The sequence below is a fragment of the Spirosoma luteum DSM 19990 genome (assembly GCF_000374065.1).
Lineage (GTDB): Bacteria > Bacteroidota > Bacteroidia > Cytophagales > Spirosomataceae > Spirosoma > Spirosoma luteum.
In genome coordinates, this window is record NZ_KB893248.1 from 132,402 (window position 1) to 156,525 (window position 24,124).

Genomic DNA, 24,124 nt, shown 5'->3' on the forward strand with positions numbered 1-24,124 from the left:
GCACCCGTACCGGATGCATGTCGTTACCCTTCTTTCGGGGGGTAATCGTGTATCCTTCGGCAGTCCATTGAGAAATAAATGAGAGTCTTTTAGAAAAATACGCATGAGTCAACATAGGAAGCGATTCCGCGCTGTTCGGCACGCCTTTGGGACATTCCGACAACGAATTCGACAACGCCGTATACAACTTGGCAATGTCAGACGCGGAGTGAGCCGACAAATCGTACGGGTTGCTGGTGAAGAACGGGTTGGTGCCTTGCTTAGCACGTATCAGGCGTACCGCAATCGCCTGCGCTCGTTTGTTTTTCAGTACATCGATCCTGATTCGGGATATTACCCTTACCTCAAAAATGCCACCAAGCTCATTTTTTGGGTATTTCTGCTGACAGGTATCTACGTTTTCATCCTCAACAACAATTTCCTATATCTGACAGGAGAGATGCCTAGCGTTGAGGAGCTTAAAAATCCCAAACTCAATCAGTCTTCCGAAATTTATTCGCAGGATGGGGTAATGATCGGGAAGTTCTACGAAGAAAACCGAACCCCGATAAAATTTGAAAACATTCCGAAGTCCATTATTAATGCGCTGATTGCGACGGAAGATGCCCGGTTTTATTCCCACGTGGGGATTGACCCCCGGGCCATTGGCCGGGCAGTTATCAGTATGGGACGCGATGGGGGAGGATCAACTATTACGCAGCAGTTAGCCAAAAATCTTTTTAAAACGCGTCGAAAATCACAAAGTGGCGTACTAACGCGAATTCCGGTCATTCGGAAGGTTATTTACAAATCAAAGGAGTGGCTGATGGCCCTGAAGCTGGAGCGCAACTTTACCAAGAACGAAATTATCACCTACTACTTCAATACGGTTGATTTCGGTAGTAATGCGTTTGGGCTGAAAACAGCTTCCCGTATATTTTTCAACAAGGATACCGATAGCCTGAGTGTGCAGGAGGGAGCCGTTCTGGTCGGGTTGCAAAAAGCGACTACCTATTATAACCCGTTAAAAAATCCTAAAAACGCCCTTAAGCGCCGAAACATTGTGCTGGGGCAAATGGCCAAGTATGATTTCCTGACCCAAAAAGAGGCAGACTCTGTCAGCTCCTTGCCGCTTAAAACGGAATTCACACCCGAGAATCCGTACTCAGGCCCGGCCAGCTACCTCAAAAACGCCGTCGAGGATTTCGTGAAGAAATGGGCTGACAAGAATGAAGACGGGTATAATTTATACACGGATGGCCTGCGTATCATTACAACAGTAGACTCCCGGATGCAGCGGTACGCGGAGGAAGCGACAAGTGAGAAAATGAAGCAGTTGCAGCGCACGTTCGATGATCACTGGCAGGGGCGTAACCCCTGGACGGATGAAAATGGGAACGAATTGCCCGGCTTCATCGACTCGGTGGCCCGGCGTACCGAACGTTATAAGACCCTGAGCAAGCGTTTTTTGCCGCTGTACCCGGACTCAATCATGTACTACATGAAGAACAAGAAGTACAAGATGCGGGTGTTTAGCTGGAACAGTAAACGCGGGTACGACTCCACCACCATGACCCCTTACGATTCAATCGCTTATTATAAACATTTTCTGCAATCGGGCATGGTTGCCATGGACCCGCGCTCGGGTTACATCAGGGCGTGGGTAGGGGGGCTGGATTACGACTACTTCAAGTACGACCACGTGAAGCAGGGCAAACGACAGCCTGGATCAACCTTCAAGCCGTTTGTATATACCACCGCCATTGACGATACCCTGATTAACCTTAGCCCCTGCGACCGGATTCAGGACCGCCCGTTTCGTAAGGAATATCGCGAGAATAAGGAGGACAAAGTGTGGGAACCCCGCAATTCAACGGGATATTACACATACGCGAACATGACGCTGCGCCGGGCTATGGCCCGCTCGGTCAACTCCATAACGGCTCGCCTGACGGATGACGTTGGCCCCGAACGGGTGGCCGAGTATGCCCACCGGATGGGTATTCAGAGTCGCCTGGACCCCGTTCCATCCATTGGGCTGGGCTCATCTGACGTGTCGTTATACGAGCTGGTAAGTGCTTACTGCACGTTTGTCAACGACGGCGAATCGACCCAGCCTATCATTGTGCAGCGCATCGAAGATCGGGATGGTAACGTTATTGAAACGTTTACGAGTCAGCATAAACGGGCCATCAGTTCCGAAACGGCCTTCCTGATGCGCTATATGCTGCAGGGCGGTTTGCAGGAATCCGGCGGCACATCGCAAAGCTTATGGTCTTATAATTTGTTTAAGAATCATAACGAGATGGGAGCCAAAACCGGTACCACGTCGAACAACTCCGATGGCTGGTTCGTGGGTGTTTCCAACAACCTGGTGGTAGGCGCCTGGGTAGGGGGTGATGATCGAAGTATTCACTTCCGGTCAACTGACCTGGGCGAAGGGGCTAAGACCGCGCTGCCACTGGTCGGTCGATTTCTGGAGAAGGTGTATGCCGACCCGAAGTTTAAGAATCTACAGGCGCCCTTTCCCAAACCCGAAGGCATCGCAAAAAATTACTTAAACTGCGGTCCTTCCGGCGACGAAGAAGTCATTGAAGAGTCTGACTCTACCAGTTCCTCCGAAGAGCCAGCAGACTCAACCTTTATCGAGATGTTGCCCTTTGCTCCACCAGTGCCAATCGACACAACGAAGAGACAGTAGGTAGGTGCACGTCAGTCGGGGAGTTGTTCGCTTATACACTGACGAAAAATGAGTCTTTGGCGAATAGGTTGCTTGAAGAAGTTTACAGATGATGTTTGGTATGAAACGCTTTTTACGAATCGCCTGCTGGAGTTTACTCAGTGCATTTGGTCTGGTCATTTGCGTGGTAGGAGCAGCCTGGTTTGTCGATTCCCGAAAAACGGACGAAGAGTTAGCGGAAGAATTCAGAAATCAACGCATTCGGCCCACCGTACACTACTACCACATTGCTGGCGAACCGGGAGAAAAGCCACGTACCATTCGGTTTCTGGAAACTCCTGCGCTGAAAGGCGATTCGGCCCAGCCCGTTATTCTATTCGTACACGGTGCTCCCAGTTCCCTGTCCTTTTTCGACAAGTTTTTTAAGGATACCCTGTTGCTGAATAAGGCGCAGTTGGTGGCCGTAGATCGACCAGGATATGGTTACTCCGATTTCGGTCGGGTCGAAACCTCAATTATCAATCAGGCTAAGTTCCTGCAACCCCTCATCGACCGGTTTCGGAAAGCGCCTTTTTTAATGATTGTCGGCTCGTCGTACGGAGGGTCCGTTTCGGCCCGGTTGGCCATGAATAACCCCGATTTGGTTGATCATGTCGTTTTTGTTTCTTCGGCCCTGGGTCCGGGTCTGGAGCGGACGTATTCAATCAGTTATCTGGCCGACAGCCCCTTAATTTACTGGTGTGTCTCCCCGCTCCTCCGCCTGGCTAATGATGAGAAGCTGGCGCACCGGGAAGCGCTGGAAGCCATATTACCCGACTGGCCCAAGATTCGGGCAAATATCACGATGTTACACGGCCAGCGCGATGAGCTGGTTTATCCCACCAATGTATCATTTGCCGAGCATCATTTGGTCAATGCCCGGGTGAAGCAGTTTTTGCTGCCCGAGAATCGCCACGATATCGTGTTCAACAAGCGTGAATACATGACGCAGATAATCCTTGATATTCTTAATCGGCGCGAGCGAAAGGAGGAAACAAAAACGAAGACGATGGCTGTCAAATTAACGGACGAGCCGGTTAAACTGTAGAGCGGGCTCAGGCCGTCAGTTCCAGTTGGTTTTCTTCGGGGTCCAGCACCACACTTTCGTAATAGCCGTCGCCCGTACTGGTGTTTCTACCAGTGGGCCAAACAGAATTTGGTCCGTCAACTCCATGACCAATTGGTTACAAAAGTGCATTGGCAAGTAGTTTGAGAAGCATCTTTGAAAGGCTATAATGGCCGTAATATTCTTACGAATCTTAGGTACTTCAGTGAGAGCAGTGACATAATTGGGAGACATACTGTCTAATCCAAATGACTATCAGCGGTTTGCCGTTTAATAAGAAAGATTCTCTTCTCTGGCTAATATTTCATAAGCTCACTATATCCGCCTGCAAAATTAGCTTTTTTTAAGAAAAAATAGTTAATTTCATTTGATTTTCCCGAGTAGGCTACTAAAAGAACTGGACTATGAACAGGGAATGGGTTGGTGCGCGTATCCTCAGAAGCTACGCCTGGTTTTTAAGCTTGACGCTGCTTCTAAGTTGTAAAAAGTGGGATTTGCCGGTTCAGGCTGATAGTTTGCTGAATGGGTTAATTGCGTACTATCCATTCAATGGAAGTGTGTTTGATGCAAGCGGTAACAACCTGAACGGACAACTGATAAATGGTGCAACGTTTGGGCCGGACCGTCGGGATGTCAATCAGGCGGCTTTGTTGCTGGATGGGGTAGATGACTACTTCGAAATACCCGATAATGTCAAATTACGCCCCGATTCGATCTCCATAAGTCTCTGGTTGCAGGTAAGTCGACTGGTCAGCACGAGTCATATTTATAATAAAAGCAATTATCAGAGTCACGAAAATCAGCAGTACAGTGCATTTGTAAGGCCTCCCAAGACCCCTAATCCTCCCACGCCGGGATACGAATTCGTTATCGACATCAATAACGATGGCCTTTGTACCATTGAGCAACCCATTCAGAATGCAGTGGTTTATTACGACCCTGCTTACGCGCTAAGTCGATGGTACCACTTTGTCAGCGTTTTTGTCGGACAGACCCATCGGCTCTACATCAACGGCGAATTAAGAAAAGTGCAGAAAGAGCCCTCCGTAAACCCGATTGACAGGTGTGCCGGGGGGAATCTGCGCTTTGGTGCACAGGCTGATTATGATCCAAACAATTTTGGTGGCCAAATGGATGAAATTCGTATTTACAACCGGGGCCTGACGGAGGTGGAAATAAGAAGACTATACAATCGATGAAGCCCCTCGTTTATCATACCCACGGCCTTGCCTGGCTGCTGGTCGTTCTGTTCTCTTTGAGCACAGCTCAGGGTCAGTCAGCAGGTAGTGGCCCGATTACAAACATTCGGGTTGAACTCGACAGTGAGCGGGTGAAAGTGCTGTATGATGCCGTGGGTATAACCAGTCGCGATTCAATTTACCTACTGGTGGAAAGCCAGAGTCGGGGTCTGCTGAACGTCGTTACCGTAACTGGCGACCTTGGCCTGTCGGTGGTGCCGGGCAAAAACAAAACGATCTATTGGGATTACCGGCTGGATGGTCTGCGAATCGACGATGGTATCCAGGTAAGCATCCGGCTGAAACGCCCCTATCAACGGTTGGCTCTGGGGGGAGGGCCTGCCTACGCGCTGTTGTCGGTGGTGGCACCCGGCATCGGAAACATTTTTGTGCAGCCTAACCATAAAGTCGGGCTGCGCCCCCTGCTAACGGGGGCGTATGCCGGGCTACTCATTTATGGGTTGGTGCAAAACGCCCGGTCGAACCGCGCTTATGACGAATACGTCGTTCTGCTGAACGATTCCGACTATGCGGAGGCCAACCGGTTAAATCATTACTATCTGGCGGCTACCTGGACGGCCGTGGCCTTGTTGTTAACGGATGTAACGTACACGTTTCTGAAAGGCAGAAAAAACGAGAAGCAAAAGCAGTTTGCCCAAACAGGTGTCGTCATGGCGTATGCGGGCACTATTCCATCCATTGGTTTTCAATTCCGTTTTTGATATAGCCATGAAAAACAGTTTATTTCTCCTTCTTCTGATTTGCCTGGCTACGGGCCCGCTGGTGGCTCAGCCCCCTACAACGATTACGGCCAGTAGCGACTGGGTCTTCCCGAAAAAACAGGCCGTTACTGTTCCGGTCATTACCTGGAAAATCCCCCAGACCGAGCAGGTAACGCAATACAGGCTCACGACCAGCGTAACCGTTCATGTTCAATCGGGCGATGCTGCCACCCAGGTACAGTTTTTTGCCAATGGTAAGGAATTGAACCGACAAATGCGGGGCTTCAAACGCGTTAATAACGGGGCAGAGTTCTCAGATGTCATCTTGCTGGTTGCGGGACGCAACGAAATTCAGGTAAAAGCAACCAATGCCGCCGGTAGTACCACCTCCGAGTTGCGGGTCATCATCTGCCAGCCCGAAAACGCCCCTCCTGCTATAGCCAGCAAAGGAGTTCAGGGCCAGAAGCGGCTGGCCCTGATTGTTGCCAACGGCAATTATAAACAGTACAAGCTCATGAATCCCTCTAATGATGGTCGGGCGGTTAAGCAGCAACTGGAAACGTTAGGCTTTGAGGTGATCTTTAAGGAAAATCTGTCGCGGCCGGAGTTCACACAAACCCTCGATGCCTTTATGGAGGCCCTCGGCACCCACAATGTTGGTCTCTTCTACTATGCCGGGCACGGGCTAATGGTAAGTGGCGAAACCTTCGTGCAACCCATTGATGCAGAGCCTAAAACTGAGCCCGACGTTAGTTACGTGTGTTACCCCCTGCGGCAGATTGTCGAGAAAATGGCGTATGCCAACCCTAAAGGTGCTAACCTGGTTTTCTGGGATGCCTGCCGCAACAATCCCTATCGGTCGTGGCGTCGGGGGGCTGGAGAGCGGATGTTTCCTCCCGTTAATCCCGCCGTTGGAACCATGATTGTGTATGCAACCGAACCGGGTAAGCAGGCGTACGACGGCGATCAGGAAAACGGGTTGTTTACCAGCGAGCTGGTGAAGCACATCAGCCAGCCCGACGTCGATGTAATTGAGCTGGTTAACCGCATTGACCAGGGCCTGGAAGATCGTGGCTTTGTACAACCACCCTACTACGAGGGTCGATTGAAAGGCCGCTTCGTTTTTAATATCAACTAGGTCATGCCTGCGCTCCGCCAATACCTGGTGTTGCTGATGGGGTTAGTCCTGGGGCTGACCCCGTGGGGAGGGTCGGGATACGCTCAGACAGTTCACGCTATTCTGGTGGCGGACACCAACGATCCGGTGCTGGCATCGGTGTGCAAACGGGATATCGATATCATGCACCGCCGGATTGTTCAGGTTACCAGAGCTATTGATTTCCAGCTGAGCGAACAGATCATTGCGGGAGATTCGTTCCGCCATCAGCAACTCGATGCGGTACTGAACAGGTTAACACCCGGCTCGGAAGATATTATCTTCTTGTACTATACCGGACATGGCTACAACGCCCACGCGCGCGCTGGCCGTTTCCCGGTGCTGTGGCTCGAAAAAGCAGCGGCTACCAGCGGGCAAAATCCCGGCCTGATGGCCATTCACACTACCCTCAGGGCGAAGCGCGCCCGGCTGTGTATTACCCTGGGCGACTGTTGTAATAAAGCCGTGAGTACTATGCGCGGTATGGTCAAGAAAACGAGTTCGCCTGATGCTCTACCGTTGGCCACCGACTCGGTGAAGGCCGCTTACCGGCAGCTTTTTCTGAACGTTTCCGGGGATGCCCTCATTGCCAGTAGCCGTCCCCCGGAGCAGTCCTGTGCGCATCCCGATTCCGGTAGTTTTTACACCCGCTCGTTCGATGAAGCCCTCGATCTGGCTAGTCGGTACAACAAAACCATTAGTTGGGAAACCCTGCTCCGGGATACTCAGACCCGGCTAGTACGGCACGAGGCAACCCGATTCAAGCAGTCTATTTACGACGTAGCGGTAGCGCCGGTACAGGCAACCGGCCAGATACGGGCAACGGACGAACGGACTGACCGCCCGGAAACCGCCGTGACCACGGTCACCGATTCTGGGCTTAGTTTCGACTTAATTAACCGGCAGTTGAACGAGTTGACCGACACAACCTTGTCCGACCAGCAGCGACGGGCTGCCATGACACGGTTGAGAGCTTTCTTCTCGAAGCAGGCACGGATCGATATTTACGTTAATTCGACCTTGGTTGAGGTGCAACCCATTGAAACCTTTGTTCGGCGGTTGTATGTTAATGCCAATCATATCCAGCAAATCAACTTCATCGAACGGCTCTCGGAAGTGTCCGCCGATGGTAAACACTATAAACGAGCGGCTATTCAGGAGGTGTGGTGAAACGACGGACCGGTGAGCTGCCCACGTGCACCAAGCCCTGACGACCGAATTACTTCTTGGTAAGGGGTTAACCGTATCCGCAGTATATTCCCATGAACAACAGACTAACAATAATTTACTGTATACTGACGGGTGTGTGCGCGCTTGCTTCCGGGGTGCAGGGACAGGAGTGCCCCCTGCCACTCGACGATAATCAGGTGGTGATAGAGAGTCGGCTGAGCGAGAATCAACTGCGCGACTTCCGGCAGTTGACTAAACAGAAAGTGGCCGAGTTTCAACGGTATCTGACCGTTGTGGCCGATCCCGATCAGCAGAGTAACATTCGCGAACTGGCCATCGAGAATACACTGCTATTGTTTCTGCCCGGTGCCACCATGGAGGTTGGTTCGAACAACGTGGTCCGGGAATATCCCCTGGCTATTTATCTGCGCCGATTGAAAAACATGGAAAAAAAATACGCCGACATTACCATCACCTTTTACGACCTGGCACTGGTGGGCGACTGGGCCAAAACGAATCAGGGCTACCTGACTACGGCGACCTATTTTCAGCGGTTTCAGGCTTTTAATCGCAAAGGACAGCCGGTATACAGGGCTAAAACTGCCAAACAAATGGCGGTAGACCTGCGCAACCGAAAAGACCCGTTTTACGATGAAAACCGCTGGACGGTGCTTCTGGGCAACGTCCGGCTCTCCGAAACGGCACCCGCTACTGGGCGGTAAGGCAATCATTGCTTTCCTTATTTTTTGCCTGTTGGCAGGCCTTTGTTATGATTGGATGCACCCGCTTAAACACCCTAATACCCCTGTTCCTGCTGTCAGGGGTGTTATTGGGTGTTGCTTTCCCGGCTACAGCGCAGGTCTACACGCAGCAGGACCGGCTACGAATTGCCGACGACGCTCGTCGGCTGGTGGAAGAAAAGTACCTGACGAACCTGGAAATCCTGACGCACTACGAAGCCCATCAACCCCCCGAAGCGTTGCAAAATCACATTCGGGGGCTGATACGGGATGCCTTTCGGAGCCGGAATGTGCTGGTGTTCAACGAATTCAGGCAGACGGGAGCGAACTATACGACTGTTGATGAGTATGTAAAAGACAGCCGCATTTACACGGGGGGTAAGCCCATTGTTAATACCATGAGCCTGAACGATGGCCGGTATGATCTTCAGCAAACAAAGGACGGACAGTCGTTTATCAACCTGTACCTGCAAAAACAGATGGAGGGAACTGATCGGCAGGGACGGCCCTTTCAGTTTCAATACCTGGCCGAATTTCGAATTTCCTTCCTGTTCGACCGGAAACTGAACACCTACCACAATTATCGGATAGCGGGCATCGGCAAAGCCGATAGCTGGCCATCAACGGCCTTTACCATTACGGCTGCCGAAGTGGAGCAGGCGGCAAATGGGCAGAAAGACCTACCGGCCGTACTGACCGCACTGGCAGACCAGGTAAACAGTCAACTACCGGTCAACGCAAGGGAACTGACTGTTGAGGTGTTTACCTACCAGGGCTGCGGGGTACAGGATGCCCTGTCGGACCGGATTTTTGCTACCCTCAGCCGTTGTCTACAGAAGCAGACAAGGGTCAACGTGCTGTCGCCTGCTCAAAGCCGGGAAAACGCGCTGGCATTGCGGGGCTCATACCAGCAGACACTCAATAATCTGCGACTAGTGGTCGATCTGTATGAGCCGCGTACCGGCATGGTATTCAAAACATTTGTTAATGCCGACCTGCCACTGACGTGGCTTAGTCAGCAAAACCTAACCCTGAAACCCGACAACTACCAGCAGATTACGGCCATACGCGATACTCTCCGGCAAAAGCCCCCGGCCCCTCAAACGGCCCTGAGCGTATCGGTCAGGACGGATCGGGGCCGGTCGAGCGTCGAGTATTGGGAAGGAAATATCCTTATTCTGGAAGCAAAAGCGAACCGGCCCTGCCATGTGCGGGTGGTCTATCTGCAGGCCGATGGCTCAAAGACCCTGCTCGAAAATGATTTCGAAATTAAACCCGGCCAGGAGAACCAGTACGTCCGCATTGCACCCAATGACTCCTTCGAGTGTGCCGCTCCCTTTGGCATGGAGCATTTGCTGGCCTATGCGGCCGACGAAGCCTTCTGCCCCTTACCAACTACCCCCAACCCAACGCTTTACATTCGAAAAGAGGCTGGCAACATGCTTTTTGTTGGCTCAATGCTGGCCATGATCGAGGCCGTTACCTGTACCAAAAACCAGCGCGAGGTAGCCCAGGACCGACTTCAGATCACCACCCGCAGCCTCAGGAACTAATGCGGTAACCATAGCGCGTAAAGCGGGCCATCACCCCGTAGCTGATCCAGCAAAAACCATTGTCACCCCAGCCTTTGCCAAAGCTGTTGACAACCCGAAAGGCACCCCCAAACTGCCCGTCATCGTAGCCGACGATGCACAGCGCGTGGCCCCGCAGCTGGGTATCCTTTGGGTCGTCCTGCGGCCACGGTTCCCAGACTTTCCCGGCTACGAAGAACGACGCTGGCACAACCATGCCAACCACCACGGGACTACCTCCAGCTAGGGCTTTTTTGATATTCTCAATTTTCTGGTTGTCATCCTGCACACTAAATAGCCGCTCGAAGGCTGGTATACGGTAGCGGGACGCCAGCGCATCGACGGTGCCGGTCTGCTGGCCGCAGGCCGGATATGGAAAACGATGGAAAGGTACCACCCCCACGCTTTTCAGCACGCCAAACGCTTTAGTCAGGTATGCGCCTTCGGTGCAGGCGTAGTCGCCGTTGGTTTTGGCTTTTTCGTACAGGTAGCTTGGCGAGAACGCCAGTTTATTGATGGCACTTTTATTGGTCAGCTTTCGGGCCCTGGCCTCCAGAATCGTGCGGAGGTAATAGCCGCAGGCAAAGCCCACGCAGGTGCCATAGTCTCCCTGGGCCTGCACCGATGGACAGAATTGCTCGAACGAAACGCGGGGCGGGAGCGGTTCTTTGGTCAAAATGGTCAGATAGGATACCTGCTCGTATTGGTCATCTTCCAGCAGTAAACCCGTCTTAATGTCTACCTGGGCCAAAGCTGAAGCGGCCCGCAGGCAGAGTAGCAATCCGATGAGCCATGCGCCTTTCATGGTCAGTGTGCGGTTGTGGAACCAGGCAGCCGGGTAAGAAGCTGCCGGGCTTCCTGCTGATAGGGATGGCCATTGAGCCGGGCAATGGTTTGCAGCAGTGCCTGCGCTTCGGCGATTTGATTATTCTGCAGGTAGGCTAGTGCCAGATACCACTGTGCACTAGCGCGCCAGTGCCCCGGTTGTCCGGCCGAAAGCGCAACCAGGTCGTTGATGGCAGGTTGGCGGTTGGGGCGCTGCAAACCAGCGATGGCCGCTTGCAGACGCACCGAGTCCGTAAATGACTGACTGTTGGGGATAGGTGCCGCCACCCGGTCGGGGTCGGTTGGCCGGGACGGGGCCGCTTTCAGCGTTGTGGAGTAGAAATCGGTAAATAACTGCTCCTGCGCCAGCAAGGCCCGCTTTTCCTGCTGATTCTGGTATAATACCCAGCCTACGCCCAGCAGCATAGCCACCGAAGCGGCCATAACCCAACTCGCCCGAACGAACTGAACAGCCGGGCGGCTTTCTTCAAGTGGGGAATTCGTTGGGAACGGCACGACAACTGGCTCCGGAAACAGGGATTTCGGTGTTTCCTGTTCTGCCGTTGGTTTGTCAAGATCGGCCAGAAGGCCCCGCTTGTCGAGGTCAGCGTGCATGTGTCGGAATCGCTCTTTCTGGGCCAGGAAGGTCAGGCCCTGTTTCAGTTCACGTTGCAGGGCTACCTCCTGTCGCAGTGGCTCGTTCTGCCGCAATTGGGTCTCGAACCGGTCTTTTTCATCGGCTGAGAGCGTTCCTGACAGGTAGGCCCCAATCTGTTCCAGAAGTTCGTCGGATAGCTCCATCGTTACGCTGTTTTGTACTGGCTATATAAGGCTTTAAGGCGCTGGGCGCACCGAAACCGCTTTACCTTGGCCGAATTTTCCTGCAGGCCGATACGACTTCCGCACTCCCCCAGCGTTTTTTCTTCTACGTAAAAGCAGTGCAGCATGGCCTGGCAGTCGGCACCTACTTCGGCAAATGCGCGGCCAACGGCTTTCCAGTCTACTTCGCTGCTCTCCCAGATTGAATCGGCGCTGACATCCGGGCGGTTGGGTTCTTCATGGGCCAGAGTACCGGTCTGGCCGTCAGTTAGTTCACTGGTTGATACCGTTTCTCGGCCAGTGTAGGTGCCATCGTCGTCCGTTTCCTGAAAGACATCAACCTTACGGATGTTGTTTTTTCGCAGAAAGCTAACCCACTGATTCCGGCAAATGGTGAACACATAGGCTGCTACGGGTTTTCCCTGAAAAACGAATTTGCCGGTCTTCAGGTTAAGGGCAAATTCGGCCATACCATCCTGTAAAATGTCCAACGCATCGTCTGTAGATACGGCACTGCGCTGTCGGGCATACGGTACGAAACTGTGGGCAGCCCGGATGTACAGGCATTCCCAGGCCAGTTTGTAGTCGGCCAGCAGCGCCTGATAGAACGCCAGGTGCCCCTGCTGTTCGAAATCAAGACAAGGGTTATTCACATCTGTGGTCATACAAGCCGGCGTTAAACGCAACCGTGCGCAGGGCATAGTTAGTGATTTATATCGCGAAAATCAATCAGTGAGTCAGATAGTTAGCCACGACTCAGTACGCTTAACTATCGCGGTTTCAACGCTTCGTTATCCGTTTCCCCAAAATTTATTTCACCAGTTTGATAACCCACCTCTATTCCTGCGATACACAGGAAAACAAATGCACAATTAATTCACCTTAAACCGAATGTCACTCATGAAAAAATTCATCTTATCCGCATTGGCGGCCGCGTCTATCTGTGCCGCCCAGGCCCAGTCCAACACCTTGTCGCTCAGCCAGCAGGGCGATGGGAACAGCGCCCCAGTTACCCAGCGTGGGAATGGGAATGTAGGTGCGATTACCGTAGCTGGTGATAATAACTACACGTCCTTCGAGCAGTTAGGGAACAGCCTGACTGGCACTATCTCAATTGCTGGTAGCCGAAACCGTGCATTTAGTCAAGCTGATCATTATTTGAATGAAACCACCATTACGCAAATGGGGAATGATAACTCGGGTATAGTATTGACTACGTACCGCAGCGACCATAACCAGGTTACGCTCAATCAGGCTGGCGATGGAAATTCTGGCTATGTATATGCTACGGATCATAGTGACGATAACCATATTGGCGTTAACCAAAGCGGGAACAGCAACACCGCAGAAGCTTATTCTGCGTACCATAGTACACATAATAGTATCAACATAAGTCAAAGCGGAGACGGGAATACGGGTACGGCCTATACCTATAATAGTGATCGAAATCAAATTAGCCTTACTCAAGCCGGAGATAGAAATACGGGTCTTGCTATTGCGGCAAGTAGTGACCGGAATCAGATTGATCTAGCCCAAAATGGCGATAACAATATTGGTTTAATAACGGCCAATGATGGTAGTTACAACCAGGGGCACATCAGCCAGACAGGGAGTGATAATAACGCTCAGCTTTCACAAGTAGGTTACCTAAACACAAGTTCAGTTGTGCAGGATGGTGATAATAACACACTGACAGACTTAGAGCGAGATCCTAATGTTCGTTATCGTACTCGCTACTTTGGCGCTGTCCAGCAAGGGTATGGTAACAGCTTTGCCCTAACCCAAGCCGGCGATGGCAACACCCTGCACTTTGGCCAGACCGGCAATAACAACACGGCTACTGTCTCACAACGGCCCAACTAATCCCAAATCATACATTTAACTTTTATCACTTATGAAAAATATCCTTTTATCCGCCTTGGCGCTGGTATCGGTATATGCCGCCCAGGCCCAGTCCAACACCCTCTCGCTTAGCCAGCAGGGCGATGGCAATAATGCTCGAACTGGCCAGCGTGGAAGTAACAACGCGCTAACGGTTAGCCAGTCGGGAAACGACAACCGGCTGAATACCGAATCATGGCTATACGACCCGGTGTCGCAGATGGGGAGTGCCAATACCGGATCCATTACAGTAAATGGTAACAGTAATCAACAAACTTTCAGGCAGTTGGGTAGCAATAACACCAGCGAACTGCTCGTGTCAGGCGATGGTAACGTTAGTTCTATCTCTTTGACGGGCGATCAGAATCTGAGTCGTATGTCGCAAACGGGATCGGGTAACCAGTCCTCGATTTTCAGTTCGACCAGCCGTTCCACCGGGGGTGAATACAGCATCAGGCAGATTGGCGATAACAACAGGGCCGATGGCGGCACACTCGGATGGTTTCGTTACTTCGGGGGCAACCTGGAGGGTAATAAACTATCAATTACACAGGAAGGGCAGTCTAACGCCGTATCGAACTTTAACCAGGAGGGAAACCGAAACTCCGCGACCATCGATCAGTATGGTACCAACAATAGACTGAATGGCCCAGGGAGTATAAATTATGGGGGCGGAGCACCCACATTAGGTGGAATTGCGTATCAGGGAGGAAATGACAATACGCTCCATGCAGGCCAAAGTGGAGACAATAACGAAATTCAATTTGTTCAGATGGCCAATCAAAGCGTGGCAACACTGACGCAGGCCGGCGATAATAACAAGATCACGTTCAGCCAGGAGTATACAGATTTCTCAACGGCCACGGCCAGCCAGACTGGTGACAACAACGCGATTCAGCTTGTGCAAACGGCTGACTTTAGTACGGCCTTGTTAGACCAATCCGGCAACGATAACCTGATGAAGTTTACCCAAAGCGGCAGCGACCATTCAGCTACCATCCGGCAGGACGGTAACCGCAACGTGCTGGAAGGTTTGCAGGCGGGAACTTCGGCGGTCCAGAGCGGCATAGGCAACGCCTTTACCCTGACCCAAACGGGCGACGGCAACCTGATGCGTTTCAGTCAGCAGGGCAACAACAACACCGCTACCGTTACGCAATCGCCAAACTAAACAATCATCTTTTTTACTTTTTAGCACTCATGAAAAAGCTCATCTTATCCGCCTTGGCGCTGGCATCGGTGTATGCCGCCCAGGCCCAGTCCAACACCTTATCCCTTAGCCAGCAGGGCGATGGAAACAATGCACCGGTTAACCAATTTGGGAGTGGGAACACCTTATCGCTAAGTCAGGCTGGTAATAGTAATGGCATTTTGTATGGGCCCGCTGTACAGGCAGGAATGGGTAATACAGGTACCATCAGCGCAAGCGGGAATAACAACCAGGTTTATTTTGGCCAATATGGGAACACTAACAACGGAACCGTATCTATTACCGGCGATGATAACGTGGCAAAAAATTTAATAGACGATGGGGGTAGCCAAGGCAACACCAACATTGCTCAGACCGGAATCAACAATAATGCCGATATTTTTCTGTCAACTGGTCTCAATAACCAGGTCTTCATGAGTCAGACTGGTCAAAGCAACCATAGTTATAGCTCTATTTATAATGGCAACGTCAATCAGTTTAATCTGGTACAAACCGGCGATTATAATCAGGGCACGGCCCGTATAAGCAATGGAAGTTCGAACCAGACCAGTTTCACCCAGATTGGCGATTATAACAATGCCCTTTCCTCTCAGGCTTATGGCCATGTAAATCAGATAACGCTCTCCCAAACCGGAGAAGCTAATATGGCTTATTTCTGGCAGCAAAACGGTGACAACAACACCAGTATGGTTACGCAGGAGGGTAATGGCAACCGGGTAAGAGGTATTGGCGATTACCTGGACATTGGTCATGCTTACCAGAATGGCAACGACAATTCACTGGTATCGGCCCAAACCGGTTACGCAAATGACCTTCGGCTTCTTCAGTCGGGAAATAATAATACGGTTCAGGCTACGCAAACTGGCCGTAACCTTCAGGTAAATAGCTATCAGGGCGGAAACTCCAATACGGTTATAGTCTCGCAGGAAGGCGAAGGCATACACTATGATTCGGGCGTATCTACCTTCCAGTTTGGCTCATTTAACGCTATTAATGCCACCCAGAATGGCAGTGATAATGCATTGCGAGGGCTGGAAGGGGCTGCTACTCAGTATGGTAATAGTAACGTGCTAACCCTTACTCAAACTGGCGATAGTAATTTGCTTCGCTTCGGTCAGACCGGCAATAACAACACGGCTACCGTTACGCAATCACCGAACTAAGCGGAACCGCCAGCCCGGAAACACTTCGGGCTTGCGGTTCAATCAACTCCCATTCAACAAACAAAGCGCCTGCATCATGAAACGACTCCTGAGTTTCCTGTTCGTCAGCCTTCCGTTGCTGGTATCGGCCCAGTCGGAGGTGTATTTCCGCCAGCCGATGGCCGACCGAAATCTGGCCGGGTTGACGTCCGGTGAGGTCACGCTGGTCCAGTCGGGGCAACTCAACCAGCTGCAATACAAAGAAACCGGCCGTTTCAATGCCGTCAGCCTGTCGCAGCAGGGCACAAACAACCTGCTGGATGTCGACGTTGATGGGTCCAACAACCGGTATTCGTTTGCCCAACAGGGCGACAATAACGCGACCCTGTGGCGGGCGCGGCAGAACAATGGCCAACTGGACGTACTACAGCGGGGCAATAACAACCTGCTGGTTCAGGAGGGTGGCAGCCCGGCTGCAGGGGTACCCATGCGCATTGAGCAGACCGGCGGTATGCAGTTAATCATTAAAAACAATCCCTGACCATGAACGCCTTCCTGCTCTTATTGCTGGCAATGCTTCCACTAGTGGGAGCGGCCCAGAACGCAACCCCAGCTACTGATTCAGGGCTGAATCGCCAGGTGGAGGAAAGCCTGCCCGATGAACCCAACGGCACCCGGTTAATACTGGACAATACCCGCACTAAAGTCGGTAAGGACTTTTACGACCTGTTCTACAAGTACCTGACTGCCGAATCGGCTCAGCCGGGAACGCCCCCGGCCGACAGCACTCAGCAACACATAATGGGGTTGGTAGTGATTATGGTGGAAGAAATTCCAGCCCCCGGCACCGCCAGCCAGGTACTGATCAGCATCAGCGATCAACCCGTCTGGCAGCAGTTTGTCCAGGCCCGCTACGATTTGCTGGAAACCGACGCTCTCTATGCGGTGGAAACCGTTCGGGACTACCTGAAAAGTTATCAGGAAATGCTTCAGCTACTCGGCAGTCAGGACCAGAAAGGGTCGGGGGTGTACTAGCACCCCAATGCTCCTGTGATCGAATCAGTACGAAGATCGGCCACCTGGAAAGGCGTGCCCCTAATGTCCGTTCAGACGTTGGGAGCACGCCTTTTTTTAACGAATCAGCCACCGGCTGTTAACCTTTCCTGATTCCGGCGATATACAGTCAGATCACCTTAAATGGCTAACTGTATATGAAAACATTATTCACCCTCGGATTCCTGCTGCTGGCCCCCGCAGCCCTCAATCAACTTCGGGCGCAGGGCTTAACGTACCGGCCCAACAACCCGGCGTTTGGCGGCAACACCTTCAACTACCAGTGGATGCTCAGTTCGGCCCAGGCGCAGGACACCCACAAAGACCCGACGGCCAAAAGTAATACCGCCGGTAGCCTGAGCGGGCTGGGCAACAGCTCGTCGCTCCAGAGTTTTTCCGACAACCTGCAGCGGCAACTGCTCAGCCGACTCTCGCAGAACATTCTCGGCAAACAGTTTGGCGAGGATGGACTCAAGGAAGGTACGTTCACCATCGGCGACATGCAGGTTGTTATTAGCAATGCCGCCGACGGGGTCATTATCCGCATTACCGACGGCAAAGGCGGTGAAAGTTCCATTACCGTTCCCTACTTCTGAATTCGTCTTTATCTCTTCACGCAATACACTTTTTCGCCATGAACCAGTCCTTAAAAATCAGTCTCACGATTCCGGTACTCATTGGCCTCGCCTGGCTACTGACCGGCTGTAGCGCCTACTTCAACCAGCCTACCCGCACCCAGTCGGCCCGCCTGGGCGAAGAAACTGCCATCACCGCCGAGCTGCGCAAGCTGCCCACGCCCCACGAGAAAATAGTGGCCGCCGTCTACAAATTCCGGGACCAGACCGGTCAGTACAAACATACCGAAACCGGCTCGGGGTTCTCGACCGCTGTATCGCAGGGCACCACCAACATACTCCTGAAAGCGCTGGAAGAAAGCGGCTGGTTTGTACCCATCGAGCGGGAAAATATAGCCAACCTCCTGAATGAACGGCAGTTTATTAACCAGAGCGTGGCCCATTATAAAGCGGGTGAAAAACTCCCTCCGCTGTTGTTTGCGGGCGTCATTCTGGAGGGTGGTATCGTTTCCTACGATGCCAACACCATTACGGGTGGAGCGGGGCTTCGGTTCTTCGGCACCGGCGGTTCCAGCCAGTACCGCCAGGATCGGGTAACGGTTTACCTGCGGGCGGTAGCCACCAAATCGGGCAAGATTCTCAAAACGGTGTACACCTCCAAAACCATTCTGTCGCAGGCTATTGATGCGGGCACATTCCGGTATGTGAGTTTCAAACGCCTGCTGGAAGTAGAAACCGGCTACGCCACCAACGAGCCCGCCCAGATGGCCGTTACGGAAGCGATTGAAAAAGCCGTTAAAGCGCTCATTCTGGAAGGTATTCAGGACAACCTCTGGACCGCCGACGAGCAGGCTGCCGAGAAGACCCAGAAAATGCTGGCGGAGTATAACCAGGAGAAAACAGCCATGAGCCAAACCGATCTCCACGGGGCCCGCAACACGGTGGAGCCGTCGCGGCTGACCATCCAGCCCTACGCATCGGTCTGGCAGTACCACGGCGATATGCCCACCCGTGGTATCCGAACCGGCTACGGGCTGACCGCCGACGTATACCTGTCCAGCTCCTTCGGTATTCAGATCAATGGCTCCGTCGGTACACTCGCCAGCGACCAGAAATTCAGTTGCCCGGTCAGCACCCTCCAGGCAAACCTCGTGTATCGCTCGCTGCCCTTCCGGCGCATCACCCCGCTGGTGTATGTCGGCGCTGGCGTCATCGCTTACCGCATGGGAACGTCGCCCGTCGATGTCGGCGGGAAACGGTATGCCTCGTTATCGGGTGGTGTCGGAGCCGAATATACCCTGAATCAGCTTATGGGGATTCGCACAACGGTCGATTACCAGCAACCCATGACCGATATCCTCGACGGTGTCGCAGCCGGCAGTCATAACGATTACTACCTGCGCGGGTCCGTGGGCCTATCTTTTCATCTCGGGCGCTCCGTGCGCCGGTCTGTTCCCATTCATCAATAAACAGGAATCACACACAAATTACCTAAAGCCATGAAAAACCTACTAAATAGTATCCTGCTTATTGCGCTGCTGGCCAGCCTGTGGGGCTGTAACGAAGAAGTATTTGTCGAACCCCAGCAATATGGATCGGTCAACGGTCAGGTGCTGAACAAGAAAGATGGCAAACCCATTCAGAAGGCCGCCGTTCGGCTGAGTCCTTCGGGCCGGACGGTACAGACCGACACCACCGGCCGGTTCCGCTTCGATACGGTGCTGGCTGGTAAGTACACACTACAGGCCAGCCGGGAATCCTTTCGCGACGAACTGACGACGGTTGAGGTATCCGGTATGTATGGAACCGCTACGGTGCTGTATATGGTCAACGAAAACCCGTTGCCTACCGAGCCCGCCCTGATTTCGCCCACCACCGGCCTCACGGCCGTGTCGACCACCGCCGTGCTGAAGTGGAAAGCCACCGACCCCGGCAATGACCCCCTCACCTACGATGTAGTTATCACCCGCGAAGGCAGTACGCTGCCCACCCAGACCCTGACGGGACTCACTGCCGATTCACTCGTGCTCAACGACCTGGCCTACGGAACCACCTATTACTGGCAGGTGACCGTGTCGGATGGAGTAAACACCGTGACGGGTAAAACATGGAGTTTCCGTACCGTTCCATTTCCCAATATAGCATACACATTTGCCCGGCGCATGGGCAGCCGCTACCAGATTTTCGTATCGACGGATGGAACCACGGCCATTCAGCTAACGCAGTCGGGTAACAACTGGCGGCCCGTGGTCAGCCCTAACCGGCAGCAGATCGCCTTTATCTCAAACGCCGAGACCGACCTTCACCTCTTTGTGATGAACTACGACGGTAGCAATCTGCACCGGGCCACCACCGTGCCGGTGGCAGGCCTGATGCCAACCGACCTGTCGTTCTGCTGGTCGCCCGATGGTACGCAACTGCTCTATCCTGGTACTAACAAATTGTACGTCGTCAATGCCGATGGGTCGGGCAATGGCCTGCGGGTGGTGGCACAGGCTCCCTACGGACGCAGTTTTGCGGGTTGCGACTGGACAGGGCAGGGCGACCGCATCATTGCCCGCACCACAGGAGCCAGTATCTACGACAATCGGTTTATGGTTATGTCTCCGCAGGGCAGGGATACCACTACCGTGCTCAACAAACCAGCGAGTCGGGTAGGCAATCCGGTTTTTTCGATTACGGGGAAAGAAGCTCTCTATACCTCCGATAAAGACAGCTTTCAGAATGAGGAGGGCCGCCAGCTGAACGCGCAGATAACCATGTTGACAATTGCCACGCGGATGCCGTGGATAGTGATGGGCACGACCGGCACGGATGCCCGCTCCAATAAACCCATCGGCACCAACGACCTGGATCCCCGTTTCTCGACAAACGGCTCGAAAATCATCTTCATCAATACTAGCAACACCGGAACGGGCGAATGTACAGTCATGACCGCTGATTTTGATGGAACGAAAGGGCAAAACCGCACTGCGCTCATAAAAGGAGCCGAGATGCCCTCCTGGCGCTAAACCAAGTTGGCTAAACCAACACCGGTATATACAGGCGAAAATAAGTAGTCAGGAAAAAACGCAGCCGACTGGCCGCGTTTTTTTTGTTGTTCTCTTCTAAGGCGTAACCAATCCTAAAACCGCTCCGCCCTGCTTACCGAAAAGGCCAGATGGGTTAGCCCGATAAACTGACCAGTCTCGTTGCTCCATCTAGCCGCTCCGACCGGCATCTGCTTGAGTGTCAAGTGCGGTTCACCGTCGGGAAAAGCGATGAAACAGAAAAAAAGCCCTTATGGGAGTTGATGATCTATCATTGGCCGCAGTAGTACTCGTATTGGATAACAAGTACGGGACAACAACTGAAATGCTTCACAACACCAGCCCCGGCATCCAGAATACGCCGTCACCCAGCCATCTGTACCGTTCGTTTTTTAAGAAGTAAGCGGGGTACCGCTGAATGCCGTACAGGGCGATGCTCATCAGGACCAGCACCAGGGCCGACCGTTGGGCAAACCGGTCTTTAGCCAGAAAACAAAGTAGCAGTCCAGCCACAACGATGGCGATTGTAAGCCAGCGTAGTATCATATTGCATCGTTCGCTACCCCACTGAGTAGCCAGCGAAAAAAGAGATTGATCGGGGGTTTCGAGTTGCTCCATCACCGCAAAAAGGAGCAGGTTCTGGAAGGCAATTCCCACAAACATTAGGTATTCCGTCAGGTCAACATAGGTGATAACCGGACGTTGTACCCACACGCTGCCCCACACGCCCGTTGCGTAGAGGGCTGCTACCAACGGTTCTTTTAATAATAACGCCGGATGACGCGCCGGAAGCCGAAAAACGGCTCCTACGTACGCTACACAGATGCCGCCCAGTATAAGCCCGAATCTGATTACAGCGGGTGGTAAAAAAAACAGTAAAATCACCGCCAGAACAGCGACTCCAGCCACCAGCCGCCATAACAAGGAAGCGTATTGGTAATGGAATCGATGCCGTTCGGTCAAGCGTTGCCCCGTGCTGTCCATTGCGTATTTCCTGACATCCAGTAACCGGTCGACGGTATAAATGATAAACACCACCAGCGCCAGCATCAGTGAGGTAGTCCAGTGAACAGGATCAACGCCAGACAGTCGGATAACCATTCGGTTCGACAGAACGGCCCCGATTACAACGGGAAAACTCAGGTAGTAAACGGTACGGATGTAAGTAAGCAAAGTGTAATGGGTAACGGCGTGTAAAACCTGTCTGGTCGTTCGGGGGTGGACTTTACTGAAAAAAATTCGTCAATCAACCTTATATGGGCGGAGCCAGCCAGGGTTCCTGACGGCTTCTAACCTCGATGGATTGCCCAACGCGTATTGTGCCCAACGGGGTAGCACCCAACGGGTTGACCAGCACATTCTGACCGAACAGAATTTTTTTCTTCCACTTACGGTAGGTAGTCAGCGTTTTGAGCGGTTCTTTCCCTAACTCGCCCGTTGCCGGGTCGATGGTTGTCAGCACACAGCGGGCGCAGGGTTTGACACCGTAAAAATGCAGGTCACCAATGGCGAACTCAGCCCAGGCATCTTCCTCGTTGGGCAACCCCCCCTCAACCACCACGCTTGGCCGGAACCGACGCATTGACACGGGTTCGGTTAATCGCTGATTGAGCGTATTGAGTGAAGCCTGCCCAATAAACAAATACGGATACCCATCGGCGAAGCTAACAGCATCGGCAGCCCGTGCGTATTTCGGGTCAACCGCCCGGTGGGTCGTTTCGGGCATAAAAACAAGGCGGCAGGGCTTTCCCAGCGCGTTTGTAAACCACTGATCCGCTTCGGCGTTAACGAGCATTGCCGGTACATTTTCGCTATCCCAGATAGTCACCAGCATCGTTTCGGCCGATGACGATGGCGCTACCGTCAGGGGTAGTTCCAGTACATTATCCGGGTGATGTCGATGCCAGACGAGTAGTTTTTGCTCCCGAATGGCCACATCGAGTAAGGCCATCTGGTGGTTGGTTCGCTGCGTCATGAATGACCAGACACCGTTGTTTGTGGGGGGCGAAACGAGCATAAACCGCCGGTCGTACCGGAAGCCTTTTTCTTCCACAACAGCCTCTGACACAGCGATGCCGCTCAGCGATTTAATGGGATAGATATATAGTTCTGAAATGGTCATGGGCAGTTGATTAGCTGAGTGGTTAATTCGTTGATTGGCGGGTGATTATCAGCGAACTAATAACCGATTCCAACTGATTAGCTGATTCAAAAACTCATTCTGGGTAGTGGGCTTATGGTTTGATCGGCAAAATCGCCCTGTTCATATTTAAACTGAGCGGCCATGGCAATCATAGCGGCATTGTCGGTACAATAGTCGAAGGAAGGAATATAAACGTTCCATCCCTGTGCCGTACCCAGTTGGGTCAATGCCGTTCGCAGGCCGCTGTTGGCCGATACGCCCCCGGCAATTGCAATATCACGAATCCCCGTTTCGCGGGCGGCCCGCTTTAATTTCGTCAATAACATCTGAATCAGGGTATGCTGAATGCTCGCGCAAATATCCGGCAGGTTCTGATCAACAAAGTCAGGATTAACCTTTTTATTATCGCGCAGAAAATAAAGGATGGCCGTTTTTATGCCGCTAAACGAAAAATCCAGGTTGGGCATTTCCCCCATGGGAAACTTGAATGCCAATGGGTTCCCTTCTTTGGCGTACTTATCAATCAGCGGCCCACCGGGGTAAGGCAGGCCCAGCAGTTTGGCCGATTTATCGAAGGCTTCGCCCACGGCGTCGTCCATCGTCTGGCCAATAATGGTCATGGTCAACGGGCTATCCACGCGCACAAGCTGCGTATGTCCGCCACTCACGGTCAGGCACAAAAAGGGAAACGCGGGTCTGGGGGCTTCAATGAAATGAGCCAGTACATGCGCCTGCATGTGGTTCACCTCAATGAGCGGGATATTCAGTCCCAGGGCTAGTGCTTTTGCAAAGGAAGCCCCTACCAGCAGCGATCCCAGCAAACCGGGGCCTCGGGTAAAGGCAATGGCCGATAACGCATTTTTGGGTAAATTTGCGTCGGCTAATGCGCGTTCAACCACGGGTAGAATATGTTGCTGATGCGCTCTCGAGGCTAATTCAGGCACAACTCCTCCGTACTTTTCGTGAATTAACTGGGTAGCAATTACGTTCGACAGCATATGGCCATTGGCCAAAACAGCCGCCGATGTTTCATCGCAGGATGATTCAATGGCTAGAATATTCACACCGCAAAATTAATGGATAATG

Annotated in this window: 23 protein-coding genes; 16 read left to right on the plus strand and 7 right to left on the minus strand. The window is 52.6% G+C overall.

Annotation, left to right across the window (positions count from 1 at the left end):
- The first annotated feature begins 103 nt into the window (after positions 1-103).
- Together B156_RS0108065 and B156_RS0108070 are read left to right on the plus strand one after the other, a co-directional pair.
- Positions 104-2,680 (plus strand): penicillin-binding protein 1A, encoded by a 2,577-nt coding sequence (locus tag B156_RS0108065; protein ID WP_026260685.1) that lies wholly within the window; start codon positions 104-106, stop codon positions 2,678-2,680.
- Positions 2,681-2,780: 100 nt separating this feature from the next.
- The gene (locus B156_RS0108070; RefSeq protein WP_040585353.1) at positions 2,781-3,746 is read left to right on the plus strand and encodes an alpha/beta fold hydrolase; all 966 of its coding nucleotides are present in this window, start codon (positions 2,781-2,783) and stop codon (positions 3,744-3,746) included.
- 15 nt (positions 3,747-3,761) lie between these two features.
- On the opposite strand, the gene B156_RS32380 is transcribed toward B156_RS0108070, so the two are convergent.
- Complete coding sequence (locus tag B156_RS32380; RefSeq protein ID WP_281167494.1) at positions 3,762-3,896, minus strand: hypothetical protein; 135 nt, start codon at positions 3,894-3,896, stop codon at positions 3,762-3,764.
- Positions 3,897-4,168: 272 nt separating this feature from the next.
- Here B156_RS32380 and B156_RS0108080 point away from each other — a divergent pair, with 272 nt between their 5' ends.
- The 6 genes from B156_RS0108080 (at position 4,169) to B156_RS0108105 (ending at position 10,343) form a co-directional block, all read left to right on the plus strand.
- Positions 4,169-4,963 carry a LamG domain-containing protein gene (locus B156_RS0108080; protein ID WP_018619177.1) on the plus strand — a complete coding sequence of 265 codons (795 nt, stop codon included), beginning with the start codon at positions 4,169-4,171 and terminating at the stop codon, positions 4,961-4,963.
- Entirely contained in the window at positions 4,960-5,724 is a 765-nt protein-coding gene (locus B156_RS0108085) for a hypothetical protein (protein ID WP_018619178.1), read from the plus strand. The genes B156_RS0108080 and B156_RS0108085 overlap by 4 nt, the downstream gene beginning before the upstream one ends.
- 7 nt (positions 5,725-5,731) lie before the next feature.
- A complete protein-coding gene (locus tag B156_RS30225; RefSeq protein WP_018619179.1) occupies positions 5,732-6,862 on the plus strand; it encodes a caspase family protein in 1,131 nt (376 codons plus the stop codon).
- 3 nt (positions 6,863-6,865) lie between these two features.
- A complete protein-coding gene (locus B156_RS0108095) occupies positions 6,866-8,050 on the plus strand; it encodes a caspase family protein (protein ID WP_018619180.1) in 1,185 nt (394 codons plus the stop codon).
- Between the two features lie 92 nt (positions 8,051-8,142).
- On the plus strand, positions 8,143-8,772 hold the full coding sequence (locus B156_RS0108100) for a hypothetical protein (protein ID WP_018619181.1): 630 nt from the start codon (positions 8,143-8,145) through the stop codon (positions 8,770-8,772).
- A 47-nt stretch (positions 8,773-8,819) separates the two neighbouring features.
- Positions 8,820-10,343: a hypothetical protein gene (locus tag B156_RS0108105; RefSeq protein WP_157626946.1), complete on the plus strand. Its 1,524-nt coding sequence runs from the start codon at positions 8,820-8,822 to the stop codon at positions 10,341-10,343.
- Here the strand turns inward: B156_RS0108105 and B156_RS0108110 are convergent.
- Genes B156_RS0108110 through B156_RS0108120 form a run of 3 tightly spaced genes read right to left on the minus strand, consistent with a single transcriptional unit; the run spans position 10,333 to position 12,670 of the window.
- A complete protein-coding gene (locus tag B156_RS0108110; protein ID WP_018619183.1) occupies positions 10,333-11,166 on the minus strand; it encodes a C1 family peptidase in 834 nt (277 codons plus the stop codon). The two genes, B156_RS0108105 and B156_RS0108110, sit on opposite strands and share 11 nt — an antisense overlap.
- A gap of 2 nt (positions 11,167-11,168) precedes the next feature.
- Positions 11,169-11,987, minus strand: a complete 819-nt coding sequence (locus B156_RS0108115; RefSeq protein WP_018619184.1) for a hypothetical protein — start codon at positions 11,985-11,987, stop codon at positions 11,169-11,171.
- Between the two features lie 2 nt (positions 11,988-11,989).
- On the minus strand, positions 11,990-12,670 hold the full coding sequence (locus tag B156_RS0108120; protein WP_018619185.1) for an RNA polymerase sigma factor: 681 nt from the start codon (positions 12,668-12,670) through the stop codon (positions 11,990-11,992).
- A gap of 235 nt (positions 12,671-12,905) precedes the next feature.
- Here B156_RS0108120 and B156_RS0108125 point away from each other — a divergent pair, with 235 nt between their 5' ends.
- The 8 genes from B156_RS0108125 (at position 12,906) to B156_RS0108160 (ending at position 20,877) form a co-directional block, all read left to right on the plus strand.
- Entirely contained in the window at positions 12,906-13,868 is a 963-nt protein-coding gene (locus B156_RS0108125; protein WP_026260687.1) for a hypothetical protein, read from the plus strand.
- A gap of 31 nt (positions 13,869-13,899) precedes the next feature.
- Positions 13,900-15,057, plus strand: a complete 1,158-nt coding sequence (locus tag B156_RS0108130; RefSeq protein WP_026260688.1) for a hypothetical protein — start codon at positions 13,900-13,902, stop codon at positions 15,055-15,057.
- 29 nt (positions 15,058-15,086) lie between these two features.
- Complete coding sequence (locus tag B156_RS0108135; protein WP_026260689.1) at positions 15,087-16,259, plus strand: hypothetical protein; 1,173 nt, start codon at positions 15,087-15,089, stop codon at positions 16,257-16,259.
- Between the two features lie 76 nt (positions 16,260-16,335).
- Positions 16,336-16,779 (plus strand): hypothetical protein, encoded by a 444-nt coding sequence (locus B156_RS0108140; RefSeq protein WP_026260690.1) that lies wholly within the window; start codon positions 16,336-16,338, stop codon positions 16,777-16,779.
- A 2-nt stretch (positions 16,780-16,781) separates the two neighbouring features.
- On the plus strand, positions 16,782-17,273 hold the full coding sequence (locus B156_RS28915) for a CsgE family curli-type amyloid fiber assembly protein (protein ID WP_018619186.1): 492 nt from the start codon (positions 16,782-16,784) through the stop codon (positions 17,271-17,273).
- A 176-nt stretch (positions 17,274-17,449) separates the two neighbouring features.
- On the plus strand, positions 17,450-17,887 hold the full coding sequence (locus B156_RS0108150; RefSeq protein WP_018619187.1) for a curli production assembly/transport component CsgF: 438 nt from the start codon (positions 17,450-17,452) through the stop codon (positions 17,885-17,887).
- A 38-nt stretch (positions 17,888-17,925) separates the two neighbouring features.
- Positions 17,926-19,335, plus strand: coding sequence for a CsgG/HfaB family protein (locus B156_RS0108155; protein WP_018619188.1), 1,410 nt, complete (start codon positions 17,926-17,928; stop codon positions 19,333-19,335).
- A gap of 30 nt (positions 19,336-19,365) precedes the next feature.
- Positions 19,366-20,877, plus strand: coding sequence for a carboxypeptidase regulatory-like domain-containing protein (locus B156_RS0108160; protein ID WP_018619189.1), 1,512 nt, complete (start codon positions 19,366-19,368; stop codon positions 20,875-20,877).
- Positions 20,878-21,225: 348 nt separating this feature from the next.
- Here the strand turns inward: B156_RS0108160 and B156_RS0108165 are convergent, their stop codons facing one another.
- The 3 genes from B156_RS0108165 to tsaD all read right to left on the minus strand — a co-directional run bounded on the left by B156_RS0108165 (position 21,226) and on the right by tsaD (position 24,102).
- The gene (locus B156_RS0108165) at positions 21,226-22,068 is read right to left on the minus strand and encodes a hypothetical protein (protein ID WP_018619190.1); all 843 of its coding nucleotides are present in this window, start codon (positions 22,066-22,068) and stop codon (positions 21,226-21,228) included.
- A gap of 79 nt (positions 22,069-22,147) precedes the next feature.
- Positions 22,148-23,017 carry an MOSC domain-containing protein gene (locus tag B156_RS0108170; protein ID WP_018619191.1) on the minus strand — a complete coding sequence of 290 codons (870 nt, stop codon included), beginning with the start codon at positions 23,015-23,017 and terminating at the stop codon, positions 22,148-22,150.
- Between the two features lie 86 nt (positions 23,018-23,103).
- Positions 23,104-24,102: a tRNA (adenosine(37)-N6)-threonylcarbamoyltransferase complex transferase subunit TsaD gene (gene tsaD, locus B156_RS0108175; RefSeq protein WP_018619192.1), complete on the minus strand. Its 999-nt coding sequence runs from the start codon at positions 24,100-24,102 to the stop codon at positions 23,104-23,106.
- Positions 24,103-24,124: the final 22 nt, after the last annotated feature.